Consider the following 24,526-nt stretch of genomic DNA (forward strand, 5'->3'; position numbering starts at 1 on the left):
AATGTCCGATACCAATGAACGCATTTCCGGCATCGTCGGCGGGAACGATGTGGTCCTCTTCATGAAGGGCACGCCGCTGTTCCCGCAGTGCGGCTTTTCCAGCCGTGCGGTGGCCATCCTCGATCACTGCGGCGTCTCGTACGAGAGCGTCGACGTGCTGCAGGACATGGAGGTCCGGCAGGGGATCAAGGCCTTCTCCGACTGGCCGACGATCCCGCAGCTCTATGTGAAGGGCGAATTCGTCGGCGGCAGCGACATCATGATGGAGATGTTCGAAGCCGGCGAATTGCAGCAACTTCTCACCGACAAGCAGGTCGCCAAGGCCTGACGTTCCGCCCCGGCGGATGCAGAAAGGGCCCGTCCGATTTCTCGGGCGGGCCCTTTCGCTTGCGGGGAGACGGCGCCGGAGACTGGGGGGTGGCGCCGCCTCGTTCGAAGACCATTGTGGGTGCGGCCTGCGATGCATCCCGCGTGCCAGTTCGCCGGAATCGCGCGAATGCGCGGCAGGCGAAGGTGAAGAGGCATTAACCCTGCGGGGCGAGTGTCAGAAATTCCGACACCCTCTTGGCATCCCGCCCGCGCGGCCCCACAGTCCTTCCGATGAGCGACACCCCCGCAGACGGAATCCCCGCCGCCACCCTCGTGATCTTCCGCCGCGGCCCCGGGGGCGCCCCCCCCGAACTCCTAATGGTCACACGCGCTAATTTCATGAAGTTCGCCGCCGGCGCTGCCGTCTTCCCCGGCGGCCGTGTCGATCCGGCGGATCGCGATCTCGCCAAGCGCCTGTCCGGAATCGAGGATGTGGACGAAGCCGCCCACCGCATCGCCGCGATCCGCGAGACGCTGGAGGAAACCGGACTCGCCATCGGAGTGATCGGCGAAATCGACGCAGGGCGCGCTGCCGAAGCGCGGCAGATGCTGCTCGAGGCGGGCACATTGGCGCCCGTGCTCGAGGCGATGGACTGGTCGCTCGATCTCGCAGCGATCGTCCCCTTCGCGCGCTGGTTCCCCAAGAACGAGCGGCTGCCGCGCGTGTTCGACACGCGCTTCTATCTCGCGGACCTCGGCACCGGCGCCGTCGACATCGCGGTCGACGCGACGGAGAACACGCACCTGTTCTGGGTCACCGCACGCGAAGCCCTCGCAGCCGCCGAACGCGGCGAGCTCACGGTGATCTTCCCCACCCGCCGCAATCTGGAACGCCTGGCACAATTCGACGATTTCGACGCCGCCCTGAGCGACTGCGCCGCTCACCCCCCGCGTACGATCACCCCCTTTTTCGAAGAGCATGACGGCGAAGGCTGGATCTGCATTCCCGACGATGCCGGCTACCCCGTCACCCGCGAACGCCTGCGGGGCGTCAATCGCGGCTAGTCGACGCGCGAGACAGGATCATCGTCACACATTCCGCTCCTTGCGGCCACGCGGCTTGTGCTTCCCGCCGGGCCGTCCTTTCGGAGCGCCCGGGCCGGCCTTCCGGCCCTTATGCGAAAACTTGTTAGGCTTGACGCTCCGATTGGCATGAGCCGCCTGACGCGGGCCTTCCGAAGGCTCGATCCGCACGACCTCATCCTCGCTCTCGTCCCGCGCCGTGCGCTGGAGCGCGGCACCGAACTTCTCGGCAATGGCTCGCGGTATCTGAAAATGGGTTTCGTTGGCGCCGATGCGGATCGCCCCCACCTCGTTGCGGGTGATGTGGCCGCGGCGGCATAGCAAAGGCAAGATCCAGCGCGGGTCGGCGTTCTGCCGGCGCCCGATATCCATGCGGAACCAGACGGTATCCTCGAAACCCGGGCGATGCCGTTCCTCTTGCGCGGCACGGCGCGCCTCGGGCGTGTTCTCCAGCATCTCCTCCGGCTGCGGCATCGCGGCGCGATGCACGCGCACCAGAGCGGCGGCGATATCCTCCGGAGAGCGTTCGGCAAGGAGGCGCTGGGCCAGCGCGCGATCCTCGTCGTCGAACTCGGCCGGCTGCAGGAGTTCCGCGAGCAGACGCTCGCGGTCCCGCGTGCGGATCGCGTCCGGAGTCGGAGCATCGATCCAGTCGGCCTTGATCCTGGCGCCGCGTAGCATCGATTCCACCCGCCTGCGCCGCGGAAACGGCACGATCAGCGCCGCAGTGCCCTTCTTCCCGGCGCGGCCGGTCCGGCCGGAGCGGTGCTGGAGCGTTTCCGCATCGCGGGGGAGATCGACATGGACGACGAGCCTGAGGCTTGGCAGATCGATACCGCGCGCCGCCACGTCGGTCGCGACGCAGACACGCGCACGGCGGTCGCGCAGGGCCTGGAGCGCCTGGTTGCGCTCCGACTGCGAGTGCTCGCCCGACAGCGCGACGACGGCGAAGCCCCGCTCCTGCAGCGTCGCGTGAAGCCGGCGGACATTATCGCGGGTGGCGCAGAAGAGAATGGCCGTTTCGGCTTGGTGGAAACGCAGCAGATTGACCGCTGCCGCCTCGACCTCCGCGGGTGAAACCGTGATCACCTGAAAGGCGATATCGCCGTGGCCGCGATCGTCGCCCGCGGTCGATATCCGCAGCGCACCTCGCTGGTAGCGTTCGGCCAGCGCAACAATCGGTTTCGGCATCGTCGCCGAGAACAGCAACGTGCGCCGCTCCGCCGGAGTCGCATCGAGAATCTCCTCGAGATCCTCGCGGAAGCCCATATCGAGCATCTCGTCCGCTTCGTCGAGCACCACTTCCTTGAGATTCGACAGGTCGAGCGCACCCCGCTCAAGGTGGTCGCGCAGACGGCCGGGCGTGCCGACGACGACGTGCGGACCGGCCCGCAGCACGCGCCGCTCCTTCGAAGCGTCCATGCCGCCGACACAGGTCGCAATGCGCGCGCCGGCCTTGGCATAGAGCCAGCCCAGCTCTCGGCTGACCTGCAGGGCCAGTTCGCGCGTCGGCGCGATGACCAGGGCGAGAGGCGACTGGGTCGGCGCCCCGAAGTCCTCGAGCAGATCGCAGGCCATCGAAAGGCCGAATGCGACGGTTTTGCCCGAACCGGTCTGGGCTGAGACGATGAGGTCGCGGGCCGCAGCCTCGGGAGCGAGAACGGCTGTCTGGACGGCAGTCAGTTCGGCATAGCCGCGCTCGGCGAGTGCTTCGCCAAGCATTGGCGGAAGATTGGGAAAGGTCATGATGCTCACTAATGGACCAAGCCGCCACAAAGGACGGCGGGGCGGAGGGTGTTCGCGGCAAGCGGACCCTATGGCCTCGGTCATGGAAATTGCGGCCGCTTCGCCGGCCGGTCGCCTCAATGGCGACGGCGGCTCCATACACGATCCGCACCCGTTTGGCTTCCCCTGATTTCGCCCCGCCGATCCTGTGGTCCGAAGCACCCACAATTGGACAGCTTGGAGCAAGTGGCGCGCCCGGCAGGACTCGAACCTGCTGCCTCAAGATTAGAAGTCTCGCGCTCTATCCAGATGAGCTACGGGCGCGCGCGCCATGCGCCATAGCGCGCTTTTCCGGAGGCGCAAATCGCGATAGGCAGCGCCATGGACGAGACACCGCAGCGCATCGAGACGGGGCGAGGCCCGCCGCCGGCCTTCCGCTACTACGATCTGATCATGGCCGCGTTCGTCGCAATCCTGCTGCTGTCGAATATCATCGGGGCATCCAAGCCGTCGTACGTGACGCTGCCGGGGGGCATGGAGTGGTCGTTCGGCGCTGGCGTGTTGTTCTTTCCGATCAGCTACATCATCGGCGACGTGCTGACGGAGGTGTACGGCTACGCACGGGCACGGCGGGTCATCTGGACCGGCTTTGCCGCTCTCGCCTTCATGGCGGTGATGGCCTGGATCGTCGTCGCCCTCCCGCCGGCGGAGGGATGGCCCGGACAGGAGGCCTACGAATTCGTGTTCGGCAATTCGTGGCGCATCGTGATCGCTTCGATGGTGGCGTTCTGGGCCGGCGAGTTCGCCAACAGCTTCGTGCTCGCCAAGATGAAAGTCTGGACGGCCGGGAAGGCGCTCTGGGCGCGGACGATCGGCTCGACCGTTGTCGGCCAGGGGCTCGACAGCCTGATCTTCTATCCCCTCGCCTTCTGGGGCCTCGCGGGATGGCCGGTCGAACTGCTGTGGCAGGTCGTGCTGTCGCAGTGGCTGATCAAGGCGGCGTGGGAGGCGCTGCTGACGCCGGTCACCTACCTGGTGGTCGGTGCGCTCAAGCGGCGCGAGGGTATCGATATCTACGACACCGGGACGAACTTCTCACCCTTCGCTGGCACGGCGCAGCGCGGATAGCAAAAGGGGCCGGACCACAAGGTCCGGCCCCTTCCCCTCTCCCCAACCGTCGTTGCGGTCAGAACCTGGCACCGACCGCGATGCCGTAGCGACGCGGATCGAGCGTGAAGATGTTGGTGAAGTTCCCCGAGCTGGCATCGGTCAAATAAAGGCCCGTCATCGACGAACTGTCGAAGATGTTCTGGATGAACCCGCGCACATACCAACGCTCGTCCGGGCCGTTGAGTTGGATCTGCGCATTCGCCTGAACGAAGGACTCGATCCGATTGACGTTGCCGTTGAAGACATTGCCGTACTGCTCGCCGGTCAGGGCAATATCGAAGCGCGGCACGAGCGTCATGCCGTTGGCGAACTCGGCGGTATATTGCACGCCGACAGATGCCTTCATCTCCGGTGCCTGAGGCAGCTTGTTGCCCTTGATGTTCACCTGGACGCCGGGGCTGAGGACGGAGAAGCCCGTCGGCGCATTGGCGTCGAGCAGTGCGCAAATGCCGAATGCTCCGCTCGAAGCAATCCCGCTGTCGGACGGGAAAGCCTCGGGGCCGCGCAGGCCGAGGCCGGTATTGACGGTCGTTACGAACGCCGCCGCGGCGCCCGGCGCCGGGCCGGTGACGGCGCACAGCGAGCCATTCGAGATATCCTTGATGATTACTGCGTCCGGATCGCCGCCGCCCGGATCGCGCGGGTTGGAGAAGAACTGATCGCCTGCCACCTCGGCATTGAGATAGCTGAAGGTCGCGTTGATCAGCCACCGCGGGCTCGGGCGTATGATTCCCTCTATCTCGACGCCCCAGATGTTGGCATCAATTGAGTCGTTGACCGACGTGCGGGCAACGATGCGGCTGAGCTGCAAGTCCTTGTACTTGTAGTAGAACGCGGTCGCGTTGAGTTGCAAAGCACCATTGGCGAAGGTGTTCTTCGTCCCAATCTCGAACGCGTCGATGGATTCGGGGCCGAAACTCTCGTCCACATCGAACACAGGTGACAGCGGGGGATTTATGCCGCCCGACTTGTAGCCACGAGAATAGGACGCATAGAACAGATTGTCCGGCGTCGCCTGGAAGTCGAGCACGGCGCGACCGGTAATCTCGTCGAACGAAACCGACCGCTCCTGGACGATCTGATTGCCATCCGTGCCGGGATCGGCGTCGTATGAGCCTACGTAGGGTGAATCGAACGGGTCGCCGTCATTGCCGAACGGGTTGAGAAAGCTCGCGAGCGAGGTGCGGGCGGCTATCGACTTCTTGTCGTTGTTGTAGCGCAGCCCGCCGGTGAACTTCAGCCTATCGCTAATGTCGAAGTAGACTTCGCCGAAAATGCCGTAGCTGTCGAGTTCGAAATCTCGCGTATTGTTGCGGTACATCGATGTTGCGAGATAGGAGGGGGGTAGGGGCGCCGGATCGCCTTCTTCGTCTTCCGCAAACAGCGCCGAGAAGGTGCCAAGAATGCCGGTCGCGTAATCGAGACCGAACGAGTTCACGTAGTAGCTGTTCTCGAGGACCCTGGTGTTGGCATAGATCCCACCGAGCAGGAAGTTGAACGGCCCGTCGAAATCGCTGCTCAATATGGCTTCCGCCGACCATGATTTCTGATCGCCGTTCGAACGGTCGAACGCCAACGGCACGTCCGCGCAGAGCGCATGTCCTTCATAAGCGCCCTGACTGCCCTGACGATTGTCGGAGGTACACAGCTCACCGGTCGGCCCATTAGGGATCAGCGCCTCCGCGATGGGTGCGAAGTAAGCGTTCGACCCCGGGGCACCGGTACCGTTCTGCGCAAGGAAGGCCAGTGTGCTCAGCGCAGTCAGGTAACCGGACCGGTCGAGTACGCCGAGATTATAGTCCTGACGGGAGTCGACCGAAGTTTCCTGATACATCCCGCCAACCGATAGGTTCAGATCGCCGAAGCGCTGCTCCAGACGCGCCTGCACCTGCAGTTCGTCGGCGAAATATTCGGGCGTGAATGCGGTGCGGACCGTGCGCACATCGTTGGGCTCATCGAAGTTCGAGTAGCCGTCACCGTCGTCGGGATAGATGCTGCCGAGCCCCAGGGCTGCCGGGATGCCCTGGATGGCAAAGAGCTCCCGCGAACTCAGTACCGAGGCAAGTGTCGAGTCCGCATTGGCCTTGTCGAAGTCGAGCCGGGCGTTGAGACAGCCCAGAACACCCGTCGGATCGCGCTGACAAGCCTGCTTCTGGATGCGCAGGCGATTGTCGGTCTCGCGGAAGTAATATCCCATGAGATCGATCGTGGTGTCCGGCCCCGGCTCGAAGCGCAGGCTGCCGCGAACCGCGTACATGTCGCGGTCGTCGATCCGGCTGTCGTCGTAGAGGTTGCGGGTATAGCCGTCGCGATTGAGATAGAAGCCCGCGATCCGCACGCCCAGAACATCGCCGATGGGCAGGTTGATCATGCCCTTCGCCTTGATGCTGTTGTAGTTGCCATACTCGAGGTCCGCCGCCGCCGCGATGCCCGAGAGATCGGGCTTAGCCGTGACGACGTTGACCACGCCCGACGTCGCGTTGCGGCCGAACAGGGTGCCCTGCGGACCGCGCAGCACTTCGACCCGCTCGAGGTCGAAATACTCGGTCTCGAACAGGCGTGTTCCGAACAAGGGCGCGCCGTTGGTGTGGATCGCCGTCGCGCTATCGCAGCTCACACCGACACACAGATCGCCGATCCCCCGGATGGTGAAGCTGGCGCCCGTGAAGTTGCTCTTGGTGAACGAGACGTTCGGAAGCGTCAGTTGCAGGTCGCTGGCGTTCTCGATCTGCTGCGCCTCGAGCGCTTCGGCAGTGAACGCGCTGACCGCGATCGGCACTTCCTGAAGACTCTGGTTCTGGCGCTGGGCAGTAACGACGATGACGGGGCCGCCGGTCGCAGCGGCGACACCCTCGTCCGTGTCAGTTTCCTGAGCGTTAGCGGGAAATGCGAGCACACCGGCGCAAATGCCGGCAAGCAGGGTGGCCTTGCCCCTCATTCGTCCTCTCCTCTTGTCCAGTCGTCTGATGCGACTTGAACTGCAAGGAAAGTAAATCACGATACGCGCTTCTGGCAATAGGGTTACCCAGTAGAGCCGGTCGGCAACCCGGAAATTTCCGAATACGATTGCGCGGGGAGATGCAGAGAACGTAGCATTCCCCTACGTCAAACGGTCTTGCACGCCGCCTGCAGCCTCGTGAAATTTATTCACTGTTGTTGCGCTCGGGAGACTAACGCTCACCCGAATTCGCGAAGACTCACAGCAAAGAAGAGGTTTTTGCGATCTGCGTGATGCCGCGTTTGCCGTCTGCATTCCGGCCCAGTTGCACGATCACATCGATCACCGAGGCGGCATAAGCGATCGTGTCGGGCCGGGTGAGCCCGATGCCGGTCTGCATCACCATCAGCGCCAATTGCTCGAGCGCCCCGCGCAGCGAATTGGCGTGGATGGTCGAGAAGCTGCCCGGATGGCCGGTATTGATGGCGCGCAGGAAGCTGACGCTCTCGGCGCCGCGCAGTTCGCCGAGCACGATCCGGTCGGGCCGCAGGCGCAGCGCGGCCTGGAGCAGTTCGTTGGCGGTCACCTTGGCTTCGCCCAGTTCGCCCTTGACCGCGACAAGGCCGACGCCGTTCTCGCCTGGCAGGCGCAGTTCGGGCGTGTCCTCGACCAGCACCACACGCTCATGGCGCGGGATCTCGCCGAGCATGGCGTTGAGGAAGGTCGTCTTGCCGGTGCTCGTGCCGCCGGAGATCAGGATCGTGTTTCGCTGCCGGATCGCCTCGCGCAGGAAGGCGATCGGTTCTCCCTGAGCATCGGGCATGGATGGCTGCTTCGGCTGCGCGAGCGGACCGGCGTCGTAAGCGTCGAGCGGCAGGTCGAGCCGGCGGTGACGACGGATCGCCATCGCCCAGTGGCGCCGCGCGGCAGGCGGCCCGCAGAACTGGATGCGCGCACCGCCCCATTCGCTGACCGGCAGGGTCGCGCCGAGCAGAGGATGCTCGCGATTGATGCCCTGATGGCTGACGCGCGCCACCTGTTCGGCAAGGCGCTGGATCAGCATGTCGTCGATATGCGGCGTCTCGATCCGCTGCATGCCGGGCGCGGCCGCGTCCTCGATCCACACCTCGCCGGGGCGGTTGACGAGGATCTCGGTCACCGTGTCGCGATCGAGCCATTCGCGAAACGGCGCGAGATAAGCGTCCAGATAGACGCTCCGCTCCCCGTCGGCTTCGGATTTCAGCGAGCGGATGTCGGCCACCATCGCCGTGCCTTATTTGACAGCCGGGACTTGCGAAAAGTCGAGATCGCGCGCGGTGAACACGCGGATCGGCTCGCCCTGGCGGACGCGGACCGTCGGGCCGATCTGGCTGTCCTGCTGCGCGGCAACGCCCGCTGCCGATTGCCCGGCCCCCCCGAGTATGACCGACGCACCGCCGCTGCCGATGGCCGATAGACCGCCGATGACAGAGAGCAGCATCGCCGAACCGAAACGCCGGAAGAAATGGCTGTCGACTTCGCCGGCGAGGCCTGTGGTCCCATCGAATCCGATCGCTGGAGAGCCGAGGTTGACCGACGCGCCATCGGGCCGGATCAGCCGCGTCCAGATCACATAGGCGCGTTTCTGGCCGCCTTGCAGTCCGGATTGGTATTGCCCGACCAGGCGACTGCTGCGCGGGACGAGCACGCGCGTGCCGTCGAAACTGCGCACGTCCTGGCTCACCACGGCGCGGACATAACCCGGGACATCTGTATTGATCGCGGTTTCGAGGACTGCGGGGATAAGCGTGCCCTGCGTGACGGTGGTCTGCGGATTGACCATCGCCTTGGCCTGTGCGGGCGCACCACCGACGCCGCCGATGCGGCTGGCGAAGTCGGAGGCCGAACTGCCCGTTGCCGCCGCGGTCCCTTCGGTGCCGACCGGCGCAGCGGCAACCGCAGGTGATGCCGCGGCGCTCGCATCGAACACGACGGTCGGACTGGCGTAGGGATTGCCCATCGGCGCGGGCGAGGCGCCGGGATCCGCCGCAAGGACTGGGGCCGGCGCCGGATCGGGCTGCGCAAGTCCGACCGGGGCCGGCGCGGGTGTGGCAGCTGTCGGCACGGGTTGCGGCGCGGCCGGCGCCTGGGGAGCCTGCGCCCCGCCTATGCCCTCCGGCTCTCCCAAGCGGGTCGAATCCATCCCGATAAAGGTCGCAGCGCCGAGCAGGGCCACGATCGCAACACCGGCGGCGAGACCGAGCGTGTCCGACTTGCCCTTGCGCTGGGTTACCGCAGGGAAGGCGTTGCGGCTTGCGAGATCGATGACCTCGGCCGATTCCTGCTCGCGCGGATCGACGTCGCTGGCACTGTCCCCGCTCTTGCGGGTCGGCAGACGCATGGCGAGGCGCATTATCGTTTCTCCCCTGCCCGGGCGAGCGCGGCTTGCGCGCGCTCCGCCATGGGCCGCTCGGGCCCCGTGTTGGTGAGGACGGCGCTGTCATCCCCGGCGCGAAGGACGATCTCGCGCGGCACGCCGTCGACCACGATCGTGTCGCCGCGCACGGTGAAGTTCACCGGGCCTTCCGTCCCTTCGTGGTTCTTGACCAGGATCGCCGGAACGGCACGTCCGGCGGGCCAGGTAAGGAAAGTCGCCTCGCCATCATCGTAAGTGCGAGTCGGCAGTAGGCCGGCGTCGCCCTGAGCGGCCCATGCGAAGTTAAGCTCCGCCGGATCGACAACCGCGTAAGGGTCGGTCGCCGCCGCTACCTCGACCGCGTTCGGCGTCTGGGCCAGCTTCGGCTCCTCTTCCTTCGGCTCGTCAGGATAGGTGAATTTGAGAACGTAGAGCGGCTTGGCCCGCGGGCTCGCGACGAGATCGAACAGGTATGTGCGCTTGGTGGTTACCACCGTCATGTTGGTCGCGGCGGTGGGCGCCAGCGGCTTCACGAACAGGAGATCGGCGCGCTTGTTCGGCGTCACTTGCCAGGCTTCGGAATCGCCGATCGCGACGTTCTCTATCGCCTCATCCTCGCCAAACTGGATCGTCGCCTGGACTTTGGTGCGGCCTTCGATCGTCACGACTTGGGCGGGCTGATAAACCCGTTCGACCAAGCGAGGATCGTCCGCCGCAGCGGGGGTCGCAACGAGAGCAAGAGCGAGCGCAGGAAAGACCACGCGGTTCATTTCAAGGTCTCCGATATTCGTTTCTGCGGCGCACGAAAGCGGCTGCCGATGCCGCTCGTGCGCGAAGTCGAGGAACTGAGCGGCTGCACTTGCGAACCGCCTTGCGTGGCCGAGACAATGCGGGTGTCGCGGCGCGTGGAGCTCTGCGCACCGGGGCCGATGTCGTTCGCGGCCATGCCCGGGGTAACCGCGCTCACTGCAATGCGGCGCTGCGCTGCGCCGGACGAAGCCGCCGGGCTCTGCGCGGTCACGGCAGCAGGCCGTGCAGCCGGGGGCGCGGAAGTCCGGCTGCTCTCGGCCTGGCGATCCTCGTCGTTCCGCACGAGGCCGAACACACGCCAGCCACCCACCATGGTCCCCGCCACTTTGAGCGCCATGGCCATCAGGGCCACGTGCACCGCGCCGATCATGAAGAAAGCGACCGCCGCCTGCGGATCGACCATGCCCGGCGTCGCCGAGAGGGCCGCTAGGATCGGGACTGCGAGTTCGAGCATGACGCCCCCGCCGAGCACCGCAAAAAGCGGCGTCAGCGCGAGCAGGACCACGCCCTTGAGCCAGCCGGTGAAGAGTCCGCGCGTCCCGTTGAACAAGGCCATGACGACGAAGATCGGCCCCAGCGCGACGAGCACGGCCAGCCCGATCCGCGCCGTCACCAGCACGCCCACGGTCCCGAGCAGGAACAGCATCGCGCCAAGCCACAGGATGCCGGTCGGCGAGAATGCGCCGACGTCCTCCTGCCCCTTGGTCGCCTCCTGAACGGCGAGGAAGACGATGTCGATCTTCTGGGCGAAAACCTGCGTTGCCGAGCCGTCCGTTCCGCCAAGCACGCTTGCGAGCCAGTCCGGGGCGGAGAGCGCGAGGTTCCATACGACGCTCTGATACGCCACCCAGCTCGTCGCGAAGGTGACCACCAGGCCGAGCGTGATCATGCGCGGGGTTACCGAACGAACCCCGATGTTCGAGCGGCCGAGCAGAAGAGAGATTGCGAAGAACGCGACGAACAGCGTCAGCGCAATGGTCAGCACCGGGGTGAGCGCACCGCCGGGAGCAAAGAGGCGGCCGAACGCCTGCGCAGTGAATTCGCCGGCCGTGCAGTCGACCGCCCGCAGTGCCGCTGCGACGCCGTTGCCCACCTCGGCGGCGGCCGCCTGGCAGGCGGCGCTCATTCGGCGGCCTGGCGGAAGGGCACCACGTCGCCCTCCCCTTGGTCGTTGATTGCCGCCGGCCAACCATGTCCGGTGAGAGCGGGATACCATTCGGCGGGATTGTCACCGACTGCGGCGCGGAGCAGATCGAGCCGACGAACCGAGCTTTCGCGGCCGGACAGAATGGTCAGCACCTCGGGCGCATTGGAGAGGTCGAGGCGCACCACCACGCTGGCATCGGGCTGGCGGACGAGGAAGCAGCGGCTGTGCGCGGGCAGGCTGCGGATGACGGCCAGTTCGTGCTGGGTGAGGCCGAAGCCGTCGCAGTAGTCCTCCGGCCGCGCGCGGGAGTTGGGCATGAAGACCATCGTCGCCGTCTGTTCGACCAGTGCGGTCGAGATGCGGCTCTCGAGCGCGTCGCGCGCGCTCTGGGTTGCGAAACCGACCAGCGCGTTGCGCTTGCGCAGAGTCTTGAGCCAGTCGCGAATACGCGCGGCGAAGACCGCATCGTCGAGCGCCTTCCACCCCTCGTCGATCAGGATCATCGTCGGCTGACCATCGAGCCGCTCCTCGATCCGGTGGAAGAGGTACATCATGACCGGCGTGCGCAGCTTGGGATTTTCCAGCAGCGCGGTCATGTCGAAGCCAAGCACGCGGTTCGACAGATCGAGCCGGTCTTCGGCATTGTCGAACAGCCAGCCATGCTCGCCCTGCCCGATCCAGGCGGAAAGCCGGTCGGCCAAATCGCCCGCCTCCGGACGCCGGGCGCCTGAAAGCAATTCCTTGAAATGCCGCAAGCGGCGCAGCGAACTGTCGTTGCCATAAGCGGCGTCGACGGCCTGACTGACCGTCGCCAGCTCCTCCGGCCCCTCGGCATTGAGCAGCACCCCGAGCCAGTCGCGCAGGAAGGCGCGGTTCACCGCCGTGTCGGGCAGCGCGAGCGGGTTGAAGCCGGTCGGTTCCCCCGCGCTGATCCGGTCGTAGCGCCCGCCGATCCCGCGCACGAACAGCTCGGCGCCGCGATCCTTGTCGAACAGGATCGTGCGCGGTTTGAACTTCTGCGCCTGAGCGGCGAGGAAGTTCATCACCACCGTCTTGCCCGAACCCGAGGGACCGATGACCGAGAAGTTACCCAGGTCGCCATGGTGGAAGTTGAAGAAGAACGGGGTCGAGCTGGTGGTCTGCAGCAGCGTCACCGCCTCGCCCCAGTGATTGCCCTGCGCCTGCCCCAGCGCCATGCCGTGGAGACTGCCGAAGCTCGCCATATTGGCCGAGGAGATCATCGCGCGGCGCACAATATATTGCTCGTTGCCGGGGAACTGCGCCCAGAAGGCCGGTTCGAGATTGGTGTCCTCGCGCACCGCGATCGCGCCGGTGTCGGCAAGCGCGGCGGCGCAGGCGGCGGTCGCCTCGTCCAGCCGACCGAGGTTGCGCTCGCGAACGAGCACGGTCAGGTGATGATCCCCGAAGCCAACCGCGCCGTTGCCCAGTGCGTCGCGAGCGGTAAGCATGTCGGCGCGTTCGGCAGCGGCTTCCTCATCGGCGGAGCGCAAGCGGCGCAGCGCCAGATCCATCCGCTCGCGCGCGGTCTGCCGCTCGGCCGGCGCGTAGCTTTCGGAAACGACCATCTCGTACGGCAGCCGCAGGAGCCCATCGAGCAGGCCGGGCGAGGTCGCATCGGGATAGTCCTTGAGGCTCAGCAGCGCGGCGAAATCGGGTTCGCCAGAGCCGCGCAGTTCCATCGCATCGAGCCCGAAGCTCGCACGGCGATAGGGCAGCATCTGGCCAACATCACTGTCCTCATGCGGGCGGCGCACGGGGCGCATCTCGCCGTTGTAGAGCGCGGAGAGCAGCTCCAGCAGTTCGTTGTTGGCCTTGCCCTGCGGCCCCTCGTAGTCGCCGAGAACCGCGGCGCCGTAGGACTGGAGCGCGGCGACGAGCCCGGTCACCGCCGCCTTGAGCGAACGGATGTCCTTGGGATCGGCCTCGATCTCCTTGCGGCCGCGGCGGTTCCACAAGCGCGCCGCGCGTTCGGCGAGCCCGGCCTTCCCCCTGGCTGGCCGCCGGATCAGCGTGACGAACTGGTCGTTGACGAACAGCGCGCCCGAACCGAGCCGCTCCTTCCACCGCGCATCGATATGCCGGCTCAGCGTATCGTCGAACTCCGCCTCAAGCTCGATCTCCACCCGACGCCGGATGACGTGGTGATACATCACGAACCGTGCATCGAGCGTCGAACGCAGCATGACCTCGCGCGTGGCGGCGTGCGCGTTCAGCGCATCGCTGTCCTCGGTCTCGAACAGGAGGCCGGGCACCTGGATCGCGGCCATGACCGATCCGTCGCGCAGCAGCATCGTGTTCGCATCGATCAGACCGGCGTAGGGCAGCCGGTCGCCGGCGCGAGTTTCCCTCGCGCTCCAGGCTGCGGCTCCGATCCACTTGCTCATAATCTCTCGACCCCTTCCAGGTCCGTCACGCGGCGTAGCTGTTGCAGCCCCAGCGCTTCCAGTTCTTCACCCGCGGACACTTCGAAACCTTGGTGATCCACAAGTCGAACACGCGCGGCTCGCGCAGGCACGCGAAATAGCCGATGCCGTGAATGACGAGCGCCGCGGGCAGCGCGAGGAAGCTGCCCGTGATCAGGAACAGCTCGGTCGTCACCGCCGCGTTGATGATGAAGAAGTTGTACGTCACCCCCGCGAACATCTGCGGCCGCGTCAGCGCGCGGTGCACGGGATGGCGGACGAGCTGATCCACCTCAGCCCCCTGCCGCCTGCTGGATGCCCGCGACGATCGAGGCCGCGCCGAACAGGATGAAGCAGCCGATGATCACCGTCGCACCGAAGCGCCAGTTCATGCGCCCGGTCAGCATGAGGAACCCGACCGCCGCAACTGCCATGACTGCGACGGCCGTCGCGACATTGCCCAGCAGCGTTCCTTGCAGCCAGCCGAGTGCAGCGACGATCGGGCCCGACCCCTGCGGATCGGCGACGGCCTGCGCGTAAGCGGCTGTAGGAGCGGAAAGTGCGGCCAGGGCCAAAAGACGGACGATCGAACGCATGTGTTACTGAACCTCGCGGGAATGGTTGGAAAGGCGGCCCATGATAGCCGCGACATAAGTCTTGGTCTCTCGAATCTCGGGCACGCCGCCGGCGCGCTCAACCCGCCCCGGCCCGGCGTTATAGGCGGCGAGCGCCTTCTCCAGATCGCCGCCGAAACGGTCGAGCTGCGCGCGCAAGTAGCGTGCGCCACCCTCGAGATTGGCAAACGGATCGGCCGGGTCGACGCCGAGCTCGCGCGCCGTGGCCGGCATGAGTTGGGCGAGGCCCCGGGCGCCCACAGGCGAGACCGCGTTCGCGCGCCAGCGGCTCTCCTGCCACACCAGCGCCTCGATCAGCGCGGGGCTGAGATCGAACCGGCGGGCGAGCTCCTGCACTTTGGCGGCATAGAGGTCGGGCACGATGGACGCATGCTGCGAAGGCATGGCCACGGCCTGCATGGGTATGGCGTAGTTTGCAGAAAGTTCGATTACGTCGGTCTCGGCCGCTGCAGACGCCTGAGCGCCCGCGACCCAGCGCGCGCCATCAGCGCCGATTTCCATGACGTCCGCCTGCGCCGGCACTGCCATCAAGGCCATGCCCGTCGCAAGCGCTAGGCAGGGCAGCCACTTGAGAATCATCGAACCCTCCGTCCGACCTCCTTGCGCACACTACATGACAAGCTGGTGACAGCAAGTTGGACGCATGGTCGGACGGGGAGAACCGGGTCCATACCCGGCCAACGCTACCGGGATCACCCGGCGGACGGTGAAAAAGCCGCGACTACTCCGCCTCCGGAGAGGCGCCGCATTAGCGCATCGTCATCCGGCTGTGGTTCGCAAACTCTCCCCGGTCGAGCATCCGCAGCGCTCGGCGCGCGAGATCGCGTGAATCGACCCACTCGCCACCTGTGAGTTCGAGCCGCATGGCTGCATCGCTGCCGGCAACCTTGCGGAACATCTGGCGCGCCTCCTGCACCCGACCCTCGCGCGCGTGCGCGATTCCAAGGTTGATGAGGCGGGCGGGATCGTCACGGTCGAGCCGATCATTGGCTTCGATCCGCTCGATCGCAACTTCGTTGCGCTCCGCGATGAGTTCCTCCGAGGCGACGTCCAGCGCGGCCCCTCCCTGAGCCAGCATGAGCGCTACGGCTCCAGCTAGAACGTTCATTTCTCTTCTCCCAATGCTTCGTAACAGTGCGAATTTCTCACACACAAATGCGACCTGCAACATAAATGAAACAATGTCACTGTTATGTAACAAATACACTTTCGAACTTTCGACACCAATGTCTTGTTTGTCTCATATAGGTCATACCATTGTCATATAACTAATAGTATTTTTTGCAAAGAAACTGTCACGGGCCGGTCCTACCTCGCGAGTCGCGATTTCGATTTCGCATCTGTCGATTCTTCGGTTTTTTGAGGGGACCGCTCGCTGTGAAAATGCTTCAACGCTCCATCATGCTCGGCTGCGGCCTGGTCATTCTGACCGGCTGCGGCGCCGACGAAATCAGCTCACCTGGCACGGGCGGCAATGTCATCGTCAACCCGCCGACGTCCCCGCCGCCACCGCCCCCACCACCCCCGCCGCCGTCCACCGTGTCGCCGGCCGCCGGTTGCCCGACGATCGCGGCCACCCCTGGCCTCATCGACGAAGGTACGATCACCGGACCAACCGGTGAATATCGCGTCTGTGCGTTGCCGGCGCGCGTCACCGCCTCATCGACCCTGCCTTACGTCCAAGGCCTGCTCTACAGGCTCAACGGCCGTGTCGACGTGGGCACCGATGGCGGCCCCGTCCCCATCGAAGACGAGCCCAGTGTCACTCTCACCATCGAGCCAGGCGTGACGCTATACGCCAGCGGCTCGTCATTCCTGATGGTCAACCGCGGCAATCAGATCAATGCGGTCGGGACTGCTGAAATGCCGATCGTCTTCACCAGCCGCGACAACGTGCTCGGCCTGAACGACGAGAACTCCTCCGGCCAGTGGGGTGGTGTCGTCCTTGCCGGACGTGCGCCGGTCACAGATTGTGTTGCGCCCAACGCCGCGCCCGGTACGATCAATTGCGAACGCCAAGTTGAAGGTGCCGCGGACCCGGCACGTTTTGGCGGAGAAACGGACGACGACAGCTCAGGCATCATGCAGTATGTCCAAATCCGCTATTCAGGTTTCGTATTGTCGGGTAACAACGAGTTGCAGTCGCTGACGACCGGCGGCACCGGCACCGGCACCGAGCTGAGCCACATTATGAGCTACAACAGCTCCGATGATGGCGTCGAGTTCTTCGGCGGTCATGCCAACGTCAAGAACCTCGTCGTTGTAGGCGCTGAAGACGACGCGCTCGACACCGATACCGGCGTTCAAGCAAGCCTCCAGTATGTAATCGTTGCCAGCCGTCCGAACGCGGGCGACACGATCATCGAGGCGGACTCGACCAACACGCTGATCGGGAACCTTCCGCGCCAGAACACACGGATCTCCAACGCCACTTTCGTCTATAATGGCGCGACCCGTGAGCAGGCGATCCGTATCCGCGGCGGTGCCGACTACGCGATTGTGAATTCGATCCTTGTCGATGCAACGAACGGCACGCCGTGCCTTCGCATCGACGACGCCGAAACGATCGCGGCCACCAGCGCCAACGATGCAGGTCCGCCAGTGTTTAACTCCTTCGTCATGGACTGCGCGACCGCTTTCCGCGACGGAGGCAGCGTGACCGCGGCTCAGACGCAGGGCATCTTCGAAGCCGGCTCGAACAACAACGCCGGTTACACCAGCACGCTGACCGGGCTTTTCATCAACGGTTCGAACGAGAGCGCCATTGCGGCCTTCGATCCGACCGCGCTGTCGAGCTTCTTCGACAATGTCGAATACATCGGCGCCGTCCGCGACGCTTCGGACACCTGGTACGCGGGCTGGACCTGCAACTCGGCAACGGCCGACTTCGGCGACAACGTCGGCGATTGCACCTCGCTGCCGATCTACTCGTCGTAACGAGCAATAGAGGGGGAGGCGACCTGCGTTTGGCAGGCCGCCTCCCACCTTTTTCAGGGCCTCGGGCTCGCAGCATTTTCTCCGATTTTTCGAGACGAAGGGGGTCTTCCACCATGTCCACCGGCAAGCAGTTGGCGGGGCTGCTCCTGCTCACCACAGCGCTCACGTTTCCCGGCGCCGCATTCGCGCAGGGAACGGTCGGTACGCCAGAAACTGGCGCAGAGGGTGCCCCCTCTGATTCGCAGGACGAACAGGACACCGCGACCACCGAACAGGAAGCGGAAATCTCCATTCCGGGCGGCGGAGGCGAGATCATCGTCACCGGCCGCCGCAGGCAGGACGTCACCCGCAGTTCGACGCAGGTCGTCTCGGTTCTCACCAGCGAGCAGATCGCGCGTACGGGCGAAGGCGACATTGCCGGCGCACTCGGCCGCGTGACGGGCCTCTCGGTTCAGGGGCAGGGCTTCGTCTATGTACGCGGCCTGGGTGATCGCTATTCGCTCGCTCTCCTCAACGGACTGCCGCTGCCCAGCCCGCAGCCGCTTAGCCGTGTGGTGCCGCTCGACATCTTTCCCACCGATGTGGTCGCCTCCAGCCTCGTGCAGAAGACCTATTCGGCGAATTTCCCGGGTGAGTTCGGCGGCGGTGTAATCAATCTCACCACCCGCGCTATCCCCGACGAAAGCTTCTTCGAGATCAGCGCCGGGATCAGCGGCGACGAACAGACGACCTTCTCGGGCGGCATCGACCACTACGGTTCGGATTTCGACTGGTTCGGCTTCGACGACGGCACGCGCGATACGCCCCCTGCCCTGCAGGAATTCTTCGACAGCGGCCTCCGGATGACCGATCTCGAGGTCGATCAGCAAAGGATCGCGAAGCAGCTCGGTAATCCGAACCTGGTCCTCACTCAGAGGATCGACTCGCTGCCGGTCAACTGGTCCGCCGGTCTGACCGCCGGCACGTCCTTCCCCGTCTTCGCCGACGGGCAGTTCGGTGTGATCGCGACGGCCGGGATCAGCAACAAGTGGCGCAACCGCTCGATCATTTCGCAGACCGCGCGAAACGCCGATCTCGACCTGAACACCGATTTCCGCGACTTCGTCACCGACAATCGCATGCTGGTAAACGGGCTTCTGGGTTTCGGCCTGGAGGTCGGCGACCACACCTTCCGCTGGACCAACCTCTACATCCGCGACAGCCTGAAGCAGTCGCGCCTTGCGCTGGGTGAGGACTTTCAGGACGGCGACACCGAGTTCCAGCAGGACACGGCCTGGTACGAGCGCCAGCTCATCAACAGCCAGCTCGTGGCCGAGCTGGAATTCGGCAACCTCGACATCGATCTGCGCGGCGGTTACGCGCAGACGCAACGCGAGGCGCCTTACGAGTACAGCTTCACGTACGTGCGGACGAACAACCAGAACGACCCGCTTGGGGACCTGTTCGTCAACGTGCTCGATCGCCAGCGCGGTAGCGGGTCGGTGGCCTTCTCCCAGCTCAAGGAAGACCTGTGGTACGGCGGGATCGATGTCGGTTATCCGATCACCGACTGGCTGCGCCTGACGGCCGGCTACGCCTACACGGACACCAGCCGCTACTCGGAACGGCGCGAGTTCCTGTTCGACGCCGACACCGGCTTCGAGGATGCCGTCGGCGCGCTGCGGCCCGACCTGCTGCTGGGCGACGCGGTGATCGATTACTATGGCATCGGCTTGATCGAAACGACACAGTCCGACCCCGCTTTCCGGGCCGGGCTCGAGATCCAGGCGGGTTATATCCAATCGCGCATCAATCCGCTGGAAGGTGTCACCCTCGACCTCGGCGTCCGCTACGAGGATGCGAAGCAGAGTGTGGATCCGGTCGAGGTGTTCGCCACGCCGATCAACTCGGGAAGCTCGACGCTGCTGCGGAACGATTACTACCTTCCCGCGGGTACACTGACCTGGGAAGTGACCGATGCGCTGCAGGCCCGGATCAGCGCCTCGAAGACCATCGCGCGGCCACAGTTCCGCGAGCTGATCTTCCAGACCTACTACGATCCGGAAACAAATCGTCAGTACAACGGCAACCCGATGCTGATCGACAGCGAGCTGATCAACCTGGAAGGCCGGCTCGAATACTACTTCGGCAACGGCAGCCGCGCGTCGGTGGCGGGGTTCTACAAGGACATCGAGAATCCGATCGAGGTGTTCTCCGCCTTCTCCGACAATGTGCAGGTCAGCGGCTTCGCCAACGCGCCCAAGGCGCAGCTCTATGGCGCGGAAGTAGAGCTTCAGTACAATCACGACCTCGTCGGATGGGGGGGCTGGTTCGACACCAAGCGCGCGATTGCCGTGGCGAACTACACCTACACCCAGTCGGAAATCAAAGTGTCGCCGGGCGACGTGACCTGGGTGTTCCCGAGCGGCGAACGGCCGGCGACCGACTTCTTCCGCGACGGTGTACCGCTGACCGGTCAGTCGGACCATCTGGTCAACCTGCAACTCGGCATCGAGGATCTCGACCGCCTGCAGCAGTTCACCTTCCTTCTCTCCTACGCCAGCGAGCGTGTGACGGCGCGCGGCACTTCGAGCCTGCCCGATATCGTCGAGGATCCGGGCCTTCGGGTGGACTTCGTCTATCGGCAGGAATTCGATCTGTTCCGCCGCCCGATCGAGCTGAAGCTGGAGGCGCGCAACATCTTCGGCCGCGATCACCTGGAATATCAGTCGAACGGCACCAACCGCATCGAGATCAACAGCTACCAGGTCGGACAGAGCTTCGCGCTGTCGCTCTCGACCGAATTCTGACGGCGACTTCTCAGTCCACCCTACTGACGGGCCGCCTTCGCGCGGCCCGTTTCTTTTTCGATCAGGGTGCGTCGAGCACGTAGCCGAGCGAGCGAACCGTGCGCAGCAGGCTGTCGGCCCCGGCGGTCTTGAGCGCCCGGCGCAGTCGACCGATCCACACGTCCACCGTGCGCTCGTCGATCGGCGGGTCCACCTTGCCAAGTCCCGCGATGAGCTCCGCGCGCGAGAGGACCTGGTTCGGGTTCTCGGCAAAGAAACGCAGCAGGCGGAGTTCATTGGGCCGCAGCGAGATCGGCTTGCCGCTCCAGCGCGCCTGTTGTGCGGCCAGGTCGATCGTCAGATCGCCCAGATCGATACGCTGCGCGTGATGCCGCTTGCGCTGATGCGAGTGGAGCGCGAGCACGCGGTCGAGCACGGACATCCGGTCGAGGGGACCAATCATGTAATCGTCGGCCCCGGCCCGCAGCGCACGCCGGCGGTCCTCCATATCGTCGCTCTCGAGCACCATCGTGACGTGCGCGGCGGCCGTTCGGGGGTCGGCGCGCAGGCGGCGGCACATCTCGAGCCCGGCGAGATCGTCCATCACCCAGTCGACGAACGCCCAGATCGGCCCCTCGACGAGCTGTCGCGGCCCATCTGGATATAAGCGCGCAAAGTCGAACCGTGTGCCGGCCTGCTCAAAACCTTCGAGCGTCTCGGCGAGCTCGTCGGTCAGGAAAATGTTGATCGCGTCCACAGCGGCAGGTCCCCTTGTCACTGTCGGCTTGCCCCGCGCTTGTGACGGGTTGGTGACAGAGGAATGTCGAGGACGCAGCGTCGGAACCGCGCCAGTGGCGGCGCGTAGTCGTAAACAATGAAAAGTGAACTTGAGCGCTATCCCCTAACCGGCCGGTTTCTGCTGGGGCGCTTGCGTCAGGCGATGTCGGATCGCGAGAAGGACGTTCTCGAGAGTTCGATCATCGACGTGCGCGAGTACGACGATGGACATCGCCTCCTGACGCGCGGCGAGGTTTGCGAACGCAGCACCATGCTGATCGACGGCTTCATCGTGCGGGCGATTCATGAGAACGACCGGCGCTACATCGTCGGGATGCAAGTGCCGGGCGACTTCGTCGACCTTCACGCCTTCGCCCTGAAACGCCTCGATCACGACTTGGTGACGATCGGGCCTGCGAGAGTCGGCACGGTGATGCACGAGCGCCTCATCGAGCTCATGGCGACCGAACCGCATCTGTCGCGCGTGCTCTGGTTCTCCACGCTGCTCGACGCTGCCCTCCATCGGCAATGGCTGCTCAAGCTCGAGCAGCTCAAGGCCAACCGCCGCGTCGCGCATCTGCTGGCGGAAATCTGGCACCGTCTCGATATGGTTGGCCTTTCCAGGATGGACGGCTTCCGCTCCCCCCTTACCCAGACCGATCTGGCGGATATGAGCGGGACCACTGCGGTACACATGAACCGTGCGATCGGAGAGCTACGCCGGCTCGGAGTGGCCGATTTTCGGCGCGGGACACTGACGTTCGCCGATCGCGCCAAGCTGGAAGAACACGGTGACTTCGATCCGACCTACCTCTATGGTCCAGGAGCACTGTACATCGGCAATTTGCTGGACCCGCAGGATTAGACCGAGACGGAGTTCACATTTTAATGTGATGCGCTATTGCGAAATCACATGCTGCTGTTTAAGTACGGCGTATGACCGAACTCAGCACAGCAGCCATCAAGCAGAAAATCCAAGCCCTGGTCGATGCGGGCAAGATGTCGCGCGCCGGTATCGCGCGTGCGGCGGGACTACACGCCAACACCCTGCGTGAATGCAGCGACGAGGGCTGGAACCCGACGGCAGATACGCTGGCCAAGCTCGCCGCGTTCCTCAAGGAAAACGACGACCGCCCGGTACTCGCCACGATCGAGGAGATCATCGACGAGGCGCGCAACGGGCGCATGTTCGTGCTGGTCGACGACGAGGACCGCGAGAACGAGGGTGACCTGGTGATTCCCGCCCAGATGGCCACGCCGGCTGCGATCAACTTCATGGCGACGCACGGCAAGGGCCTGATCTGCCTGTCGATGACCAAGGCGCGCTGCGACCAACTGCGCCTCGAACCGATGAGCCGCAACAATCGTACGCGGCACGAAACCGCCTTCACCACGTCGATCGAGGCGCGTGAGGGGGTCACTACCGGAATCAGCGCAGGCGACCGTGCGCGCACGATCAGCGTTGCTATCGACGCTTCGCACGGCCCCGATGACATCGTCACCCCAGGGCATGTCTTCCCGCTCGTGGCGCGCGAAGGCGGTGTGCTGGTCCGGGCAGGTCATACCGAGGCGGCGGTCGATATCTCGCGGCTCGCAGGACTCAATCCGTCGGGCGTGATCTGCGAGATCATGAACGACGATGGGACGATGGCGCGGCTCGACGATCTAATCGCCTTCGCCCGTCGGCACGATCTGAAGGTCGGCACCATTCGCGACCTCATCGCCTATCGCCGCAAGCACGATCACATGGTCGAGAAGCGCGCCGAGACCCGCTTCGCCAGCCGCTTCGGCGGCGCGTGGAACGCGATCAGCTTCCACAACAAGGCGACCGGCGACGACACGCTGGCTCTCGTCCTCGGCCGGATCGACCCGGGCAAGCCGACGCTCGTGCGCATGCACCTGCTCAACCCGTTCGCCGACATCTTCGGCGAGGATTCGCCCCGCGGAGGCCTGCTGCAGAAGTCGATGGAGATTATCGCCGGAGAAGGCGCCGGCGTGATCGTGGTGATCAACAAGTCGGCGGGCAAGGACATGACGGCGATCACCCGCCTGCACCGCGGCGAACCGATCGAGCAGGATATCGAGGAATTCCGCGACTACGGCGTAGGCGCGCAGATCCTGGCCGAACTCGGCGTGCACGACATGGAGCTGCTGAGCAACTCGCACCACTCGCTGGTGGCGCTCGAAGGCTACGGCCTGTCGATCGTGGGCAATCGCCCGTTCGAAGACTGACCAGCCGCCCGCTTACATGGAGCGGGCGATCAGCATCTTCATGATCTCGTTCGAGCCGCCGAAGATCCGCGTGACGCGGCTGTCGCGGAACATCTTCGCGATCGGGTATTCGTTGATGTAACCCCAGCCGCCGTGGAGCTGGAGGCACTTGTCGACGACCTCCCCCTGCAGCTCCGTCAGCCAGTACTTGGCGATCGAAGCCGTGGTGACGTCGAGCTCACCCTTGAGCAGCTTGGCGATGCAGTCGTTGAGGAAGACTTTCGCCGCGGTGCCGCGCGCCTTGAGATCGGCGAGCACGAACTGGGTGTTCTGGAAATCCCAGATCGTCTGCCCGAAAGCCTTGCGCTGCTTGACGTACTCGACCGTCGTGTCGAGCGCCTTCTCGATCGTGCTCATCGCGCCGACCGCGATCACCAGCCGCTCCTGCGGCAATTCCCCCATGAGCTGATAGAAGCCGCGCCCTTCCTGACCACCGAGCACATTCTCGGCTGGGATGAAGACATCGTCGAAGAACAGCTCGCTGGTATCGGCCGCGTCCATGCCGATCTTGTCGAGCTTCTTGCCGCGGCGGAAGCCGTCCGCTCCCTCGGTCTCCAGGCACATCAGGCTGATGCCCTTGGCCCGTTCGTTCGGATTCGTCTTGGCGACGACGACGATGAAGTTGGCGAGTTGCCCGCTGGAGATGAAGGTCTTGGCGCCGTTGAGGCGGTAGCCGTTGCCGTCCTTCACCGCCGTCGTGGCGACGTTCTGGAGATCGGACCCGACGCCGGGCTCGGTCATCGCGATCGCAGAGATCAGCTCGCCCGAGACGAGTCGCGGCAGCCAGCGCTTCTTCTGCTCCTCGGTCCCGTGGCGGACGATGTACGGGAGGATGATGACGTTGTGGAGCGAGCTGGCGAAGCCGTCGACGCCCTTCTCCGCCTGTTGGTCGAGCACGACCAGGTCATGCCGGAAATCGCCGCCGTGGCCGCCGTACTCGGTCGGCACGGTCATGCCGAGAAGGCCAGCCGCACCCGCTTCGGTCCAGAACTCGCGCTCGACCATGCCGTCCTCGCGCCACTTCTCGACTCGCTTTTCCGGTGCGTGCTGTTCGAAGAACTTGCCGACCGCATCCCGGAAGACGGCGATCTCCTCGTCCTGCATGAACTCGGGGTCGGGGACATCGATAACGGGCATG

General features: G+C 64.9%; 20 protein-coding genes and 1 tRNA gene. 7 read left to right on the forward strand and 14 right to left on the reverse strand.

The features are described from left to right. The first annotated feature begins 1 nt into the window (after position 1). Positions 2 to 328, forward strand: coding sequence for a Grx4 family monothiol glutaredoxin (grxD, locus tag D2V04_RS14095; RefSeq protein WP_119514367.1), 327 nt, complete (start codon positions 2 to 4; stop codon positions 326 to 328). A 272-nt stretch (positions 329 to 600) separates the two neighbouring features. Then, positions 601 to 1,374: an NUDIX hydrolase gene (locus tag D2V04_RS14100; RefSeq protein WP_119514368.1), complete on the forward strand. Its 774-nt coding sequence runs from the start codon at positions 601 to 603 to the stop codon at positions 1,372 to 1,374. 24 nt (positions 1,375 to 1,398) lie between these two features. Here D2V04_RS14100 and D2V04_RS14105 read toward each other — a convergent pair whose 3' ends face one another. After that, complete coding sequence (locus D2V04_RS14105) at positions 1,399 to 3,138, reverse strand: DEAD/DEAH box helicase (protein WP_119514369.1); 1,740 nt, start codon at positions 3,136 to 3,138, stop codon at positions 1,399 to 1,401. Between the two features lie 226 nt (positions 3,139 to 3,364). Next, positions 3,365 to 3,441, reverse strand: a tRNA-Arg gene (locus tag D2V04_RS14110). A gap of 57 nt (positions 3,442 to 3,498) precedes the next feature. Between D2V04_RS14110 and D2V04_RS14115 the strand changes: the two genes are divergently transcribed. Then, a complete protein-coding gene (locus tag D2V04_RS14115) occupies positions 3,499 to 4,245 on the forward strand; it encodes a queuosine precursor transporter (protein ID WP_119514370.1) in 747 nt (248 codons plus the stop codon). A 58-nt stretch (positions 4,246 to 4,303) separates the two neighbouring features. Here the strand turns inward: D2V04_RS14115 and D2V04_RS14120 are convergent, their stop codons facing one another. From D2V04_RS14120 to D2V04_RS14165, 10 genes are all read right to left on the reverse strand, one after another. After that, a complete protein-coding gene (locus tag D2V04_RS14120) occupies positions 4,304 to 7,225 on the reverse strand; it encodes a TonB-dependent receptor (protein ID WP_119514371.1) in 2,922 nt (973 codons plus the stop codon). Between the two features lie 259 nt (positions 7,226 to 7,484). Continuing rightward, positions 7,485 to 8,489, reverse strand: coding sequence for a P-type DNA transfer ATPase VirB11 (virB11, locus tag D2V04_RS14125; RefSeq protein ID WP_119514372.1), 1,005 nt, complete (start codon positions 8,487 to 8,489; stop codon positions 7,485 to 7,487). Positions 8,490 to 8,498: 9 nt separating this feature from the next. After that, positions 8,499 to 9,617 (reverse strand): TrbI/VirB10 family protein, encoded by a 1,119-nt coding sequence (locus tag D2V04_RS14130; protein ID WP_228766462.1) that lies wholly within the window; start codon positions 9,615 to 9,617, stop codon positions 8,499 to 8,501. Continuing rightward, positions 9,617 to 10,390 (reverse strand): TrbG/VirB9 family P-type conjugative transfer protein, encoded by a 774-nt coding sequence (locus tag D2V04_RS14135; protein ID WP_119514373.1) that lies wholly within the window; start codon positions 10,388 to 10,390, stop codon positions 9,617 to 9,619. The genes D2V04_RS14130 and D2V04_RS14135 overlap by 1 nt, the downstream gene beginning before the upstream one ends. Then, positions 10,387 to 11,556 carry a type IV secretion system protein gene (locus tag D2V04_RS14140; protein ID WP_119514374.1) on the reverse strand — a complete coding sequence of 390 codons (1,170 nt, stop codon included), beginning with the start codon at positions 11,554 to 11,556 and terminating at the stop codon, positions 10,387 to 10,389. The genes D2V04_RS14135 and D2V04_RS14140 overlap by 4 nt, the downstream gene beginning before the upstream one ends. Further along, complete coding sequence (locus D2V04_RS14145; RefSeq protein ID WP_119514375.1) at positions 11,553 to 13,982, reverse strand: VirB4 family type IV secretion/conjugal transfer ATPase; 2,430 nt, start codon at positions 13,980 to 13,982, stop codon at positions 11,553 to 11,555. Before D2V04_RS14145 ends, D2V04_RS14140 begins: the two co-directional genes overlap by 4 nt. Positions 13,983 to 14,007: 25 nt before the next feature. After that, positions 14,008 to 14,292, reverse strand: coding sequence for a type IV secretion system protein VirB3 (locus D2V04_RS14150; protein WP_119514376.1), 285 nt, complete (start codon positions 14,290 to 14,292; stop codon positions 14,008 to 14,010). Between the two features lies 1 nt (position 14,293). Further along, positions 14,294 to 14,596, reverse strand: a complete 303-nt coding sequence (locus D2V04_RS14155; protein ID WP_119514377.1) for a TrbC/VirB2 family protein — start codon at positions 14,594 to 14,596, stop codon at positions 14,294 to 14,296. Positions 14,597 to 14,599: 3 nt separating this feature from the next. After that, positions 14,600 to 15,214: a lytic transglycosylase domain-containing protein gene (locus D2V04_RS14160; protein WP_228766463.1), complete on the reverse strand. Its 615-nt coding sequence runs from the start codon at positions 15,212 to 15,214 to the stop codon at positions 14,600 to 14,602. A gap of 169 nt (positions 15,215 to 15,383) precedes the next feature. Further along, positions 15,384 to 15,743 (reverse strand): hypothetical protein, encoded by a 360-nt coding sequence (locus D2V04_RS14165; protein WP_147391832.1) that lies wholly within the window; start codon positions 15,741 to 15,743, stop codon positions 15,384 to 15,386. Between the two features lie 275 nt (positions 15,744 to 16,018). Here D2V04_RS14165 and D2V04_RS14170 point away from each other — a divergent pair, with 275 nt between their 5' ends. Both D2V04_RS14170 and D2V04_RS14175 read left to right on the forward strand, forming a co-directional pair. Then, the gene (locus D2V04_RS14170) at positions 16,019 to 17,572 is read left to right on the forward strand and encodes a hypothetical protein (RefSeq protein ID WP_228766508.1); all 1,554 of its coding nucleotides are present in this window, start codon (positions 16,019 to 16,021) and stop codon (positions 17,570 to 17,572) included. A 113-nt stretch (positions 17,573 to 17,685) separates the two neighbouring features. Further along, on the forward strand, positions 17,686 to 20,361 hold the full coding sequence (locus D2V04_RS14175) for a TonB-dependent receptor domain-containing protein (protein ID WP_119514380.1): 2,676 nt from the start codon (positions 17,686 to 17,688) through the stop codon (positions 20,359 to 20,361). A gap of 61 nt (positions 20,362 to 20,422) precedes the next feature. On the opposite strand, the gene D2V04_RS14180 is transcribed toward D2V04_RS14175, so the two are convergent. After that, positions 20,423 to 21,097 (reverse strand): response regulator transcription factor, encoded by a 675-nt coding sequence (locus D2V04_RS14180; RefSeq protein ID WP_228766464.1) that lies wholly within the window; start codon positions 21,095 to 21,097, stop codon positions 20,423 to 20,425. A gap of 117 nt (positions 21,098 to 21,214) precedes the next feature. On the opposite strand from D2V04_RS14180, the gene D2V04_RS14185 reads away from it, so the two are divergent. Both D2V04_RS14185 and ribB read left to right on the forward strand, forming a co-directional pair. Next, positions 21,215 to 21,982, forward strand: a complete 768-nt coding sequence (locus tag D2V04_RS14185; RefSeq protein ID WP_119514381.1) for a Crp/Fnr family transcriptional regulator — start codon at positions 21,215 to 21,217, stop codon at positions 21,980 to 21,982. Positions 21,983 to 22,053: 71 nt separating this feature from the next. Then, complete coding sequence (ribB, locus tag D2V04_RS14190) at positions 22,054 to 23,349, forward strand: 3,4-dihydroxy-2-butanone-4-phosphate synthase (protein ID WP_119514382.1); 1,296 nt, start codon at positions 22,054 to 22,056, stop codon at positions 23,347 to 23,349. A 12-nt stretch (positions 23,350 to 23,361) separates the two neighbouring features. On the opposite strand, the gene D2V04_RS14195 is transcribed toward ribB, so the two are convergent. Then, positions 23,362 to 24,525 carry an acyl-CoA dehydrogenase family protein gene (locus D2V04_RS14195; RefSeq protein ID WP_119514383.1) on the reverse strand — a complete coding sequence of 388 codons (1,164 nt, stop codon included), beginning with the start codon at positions 24,523 to 24,525 and terminating at the stop codon, positions 23,362 to 23,364. Between the last annotated feature and the right edge of the window lies 1 nt (position 24,526).

Source organism: Pelagerythrobacter aerophilus (assembly GCF_003581645.1).
In the GTDB taxonomy this organism is placed as follows: domain Bacteria; phylum Pseudomonadota; class Alphaproteobacteria; order Sphingomonadales; family Sphingomonadaceae; genus Pelagerythrobacter; species Pelagerythrobacter aerophilus.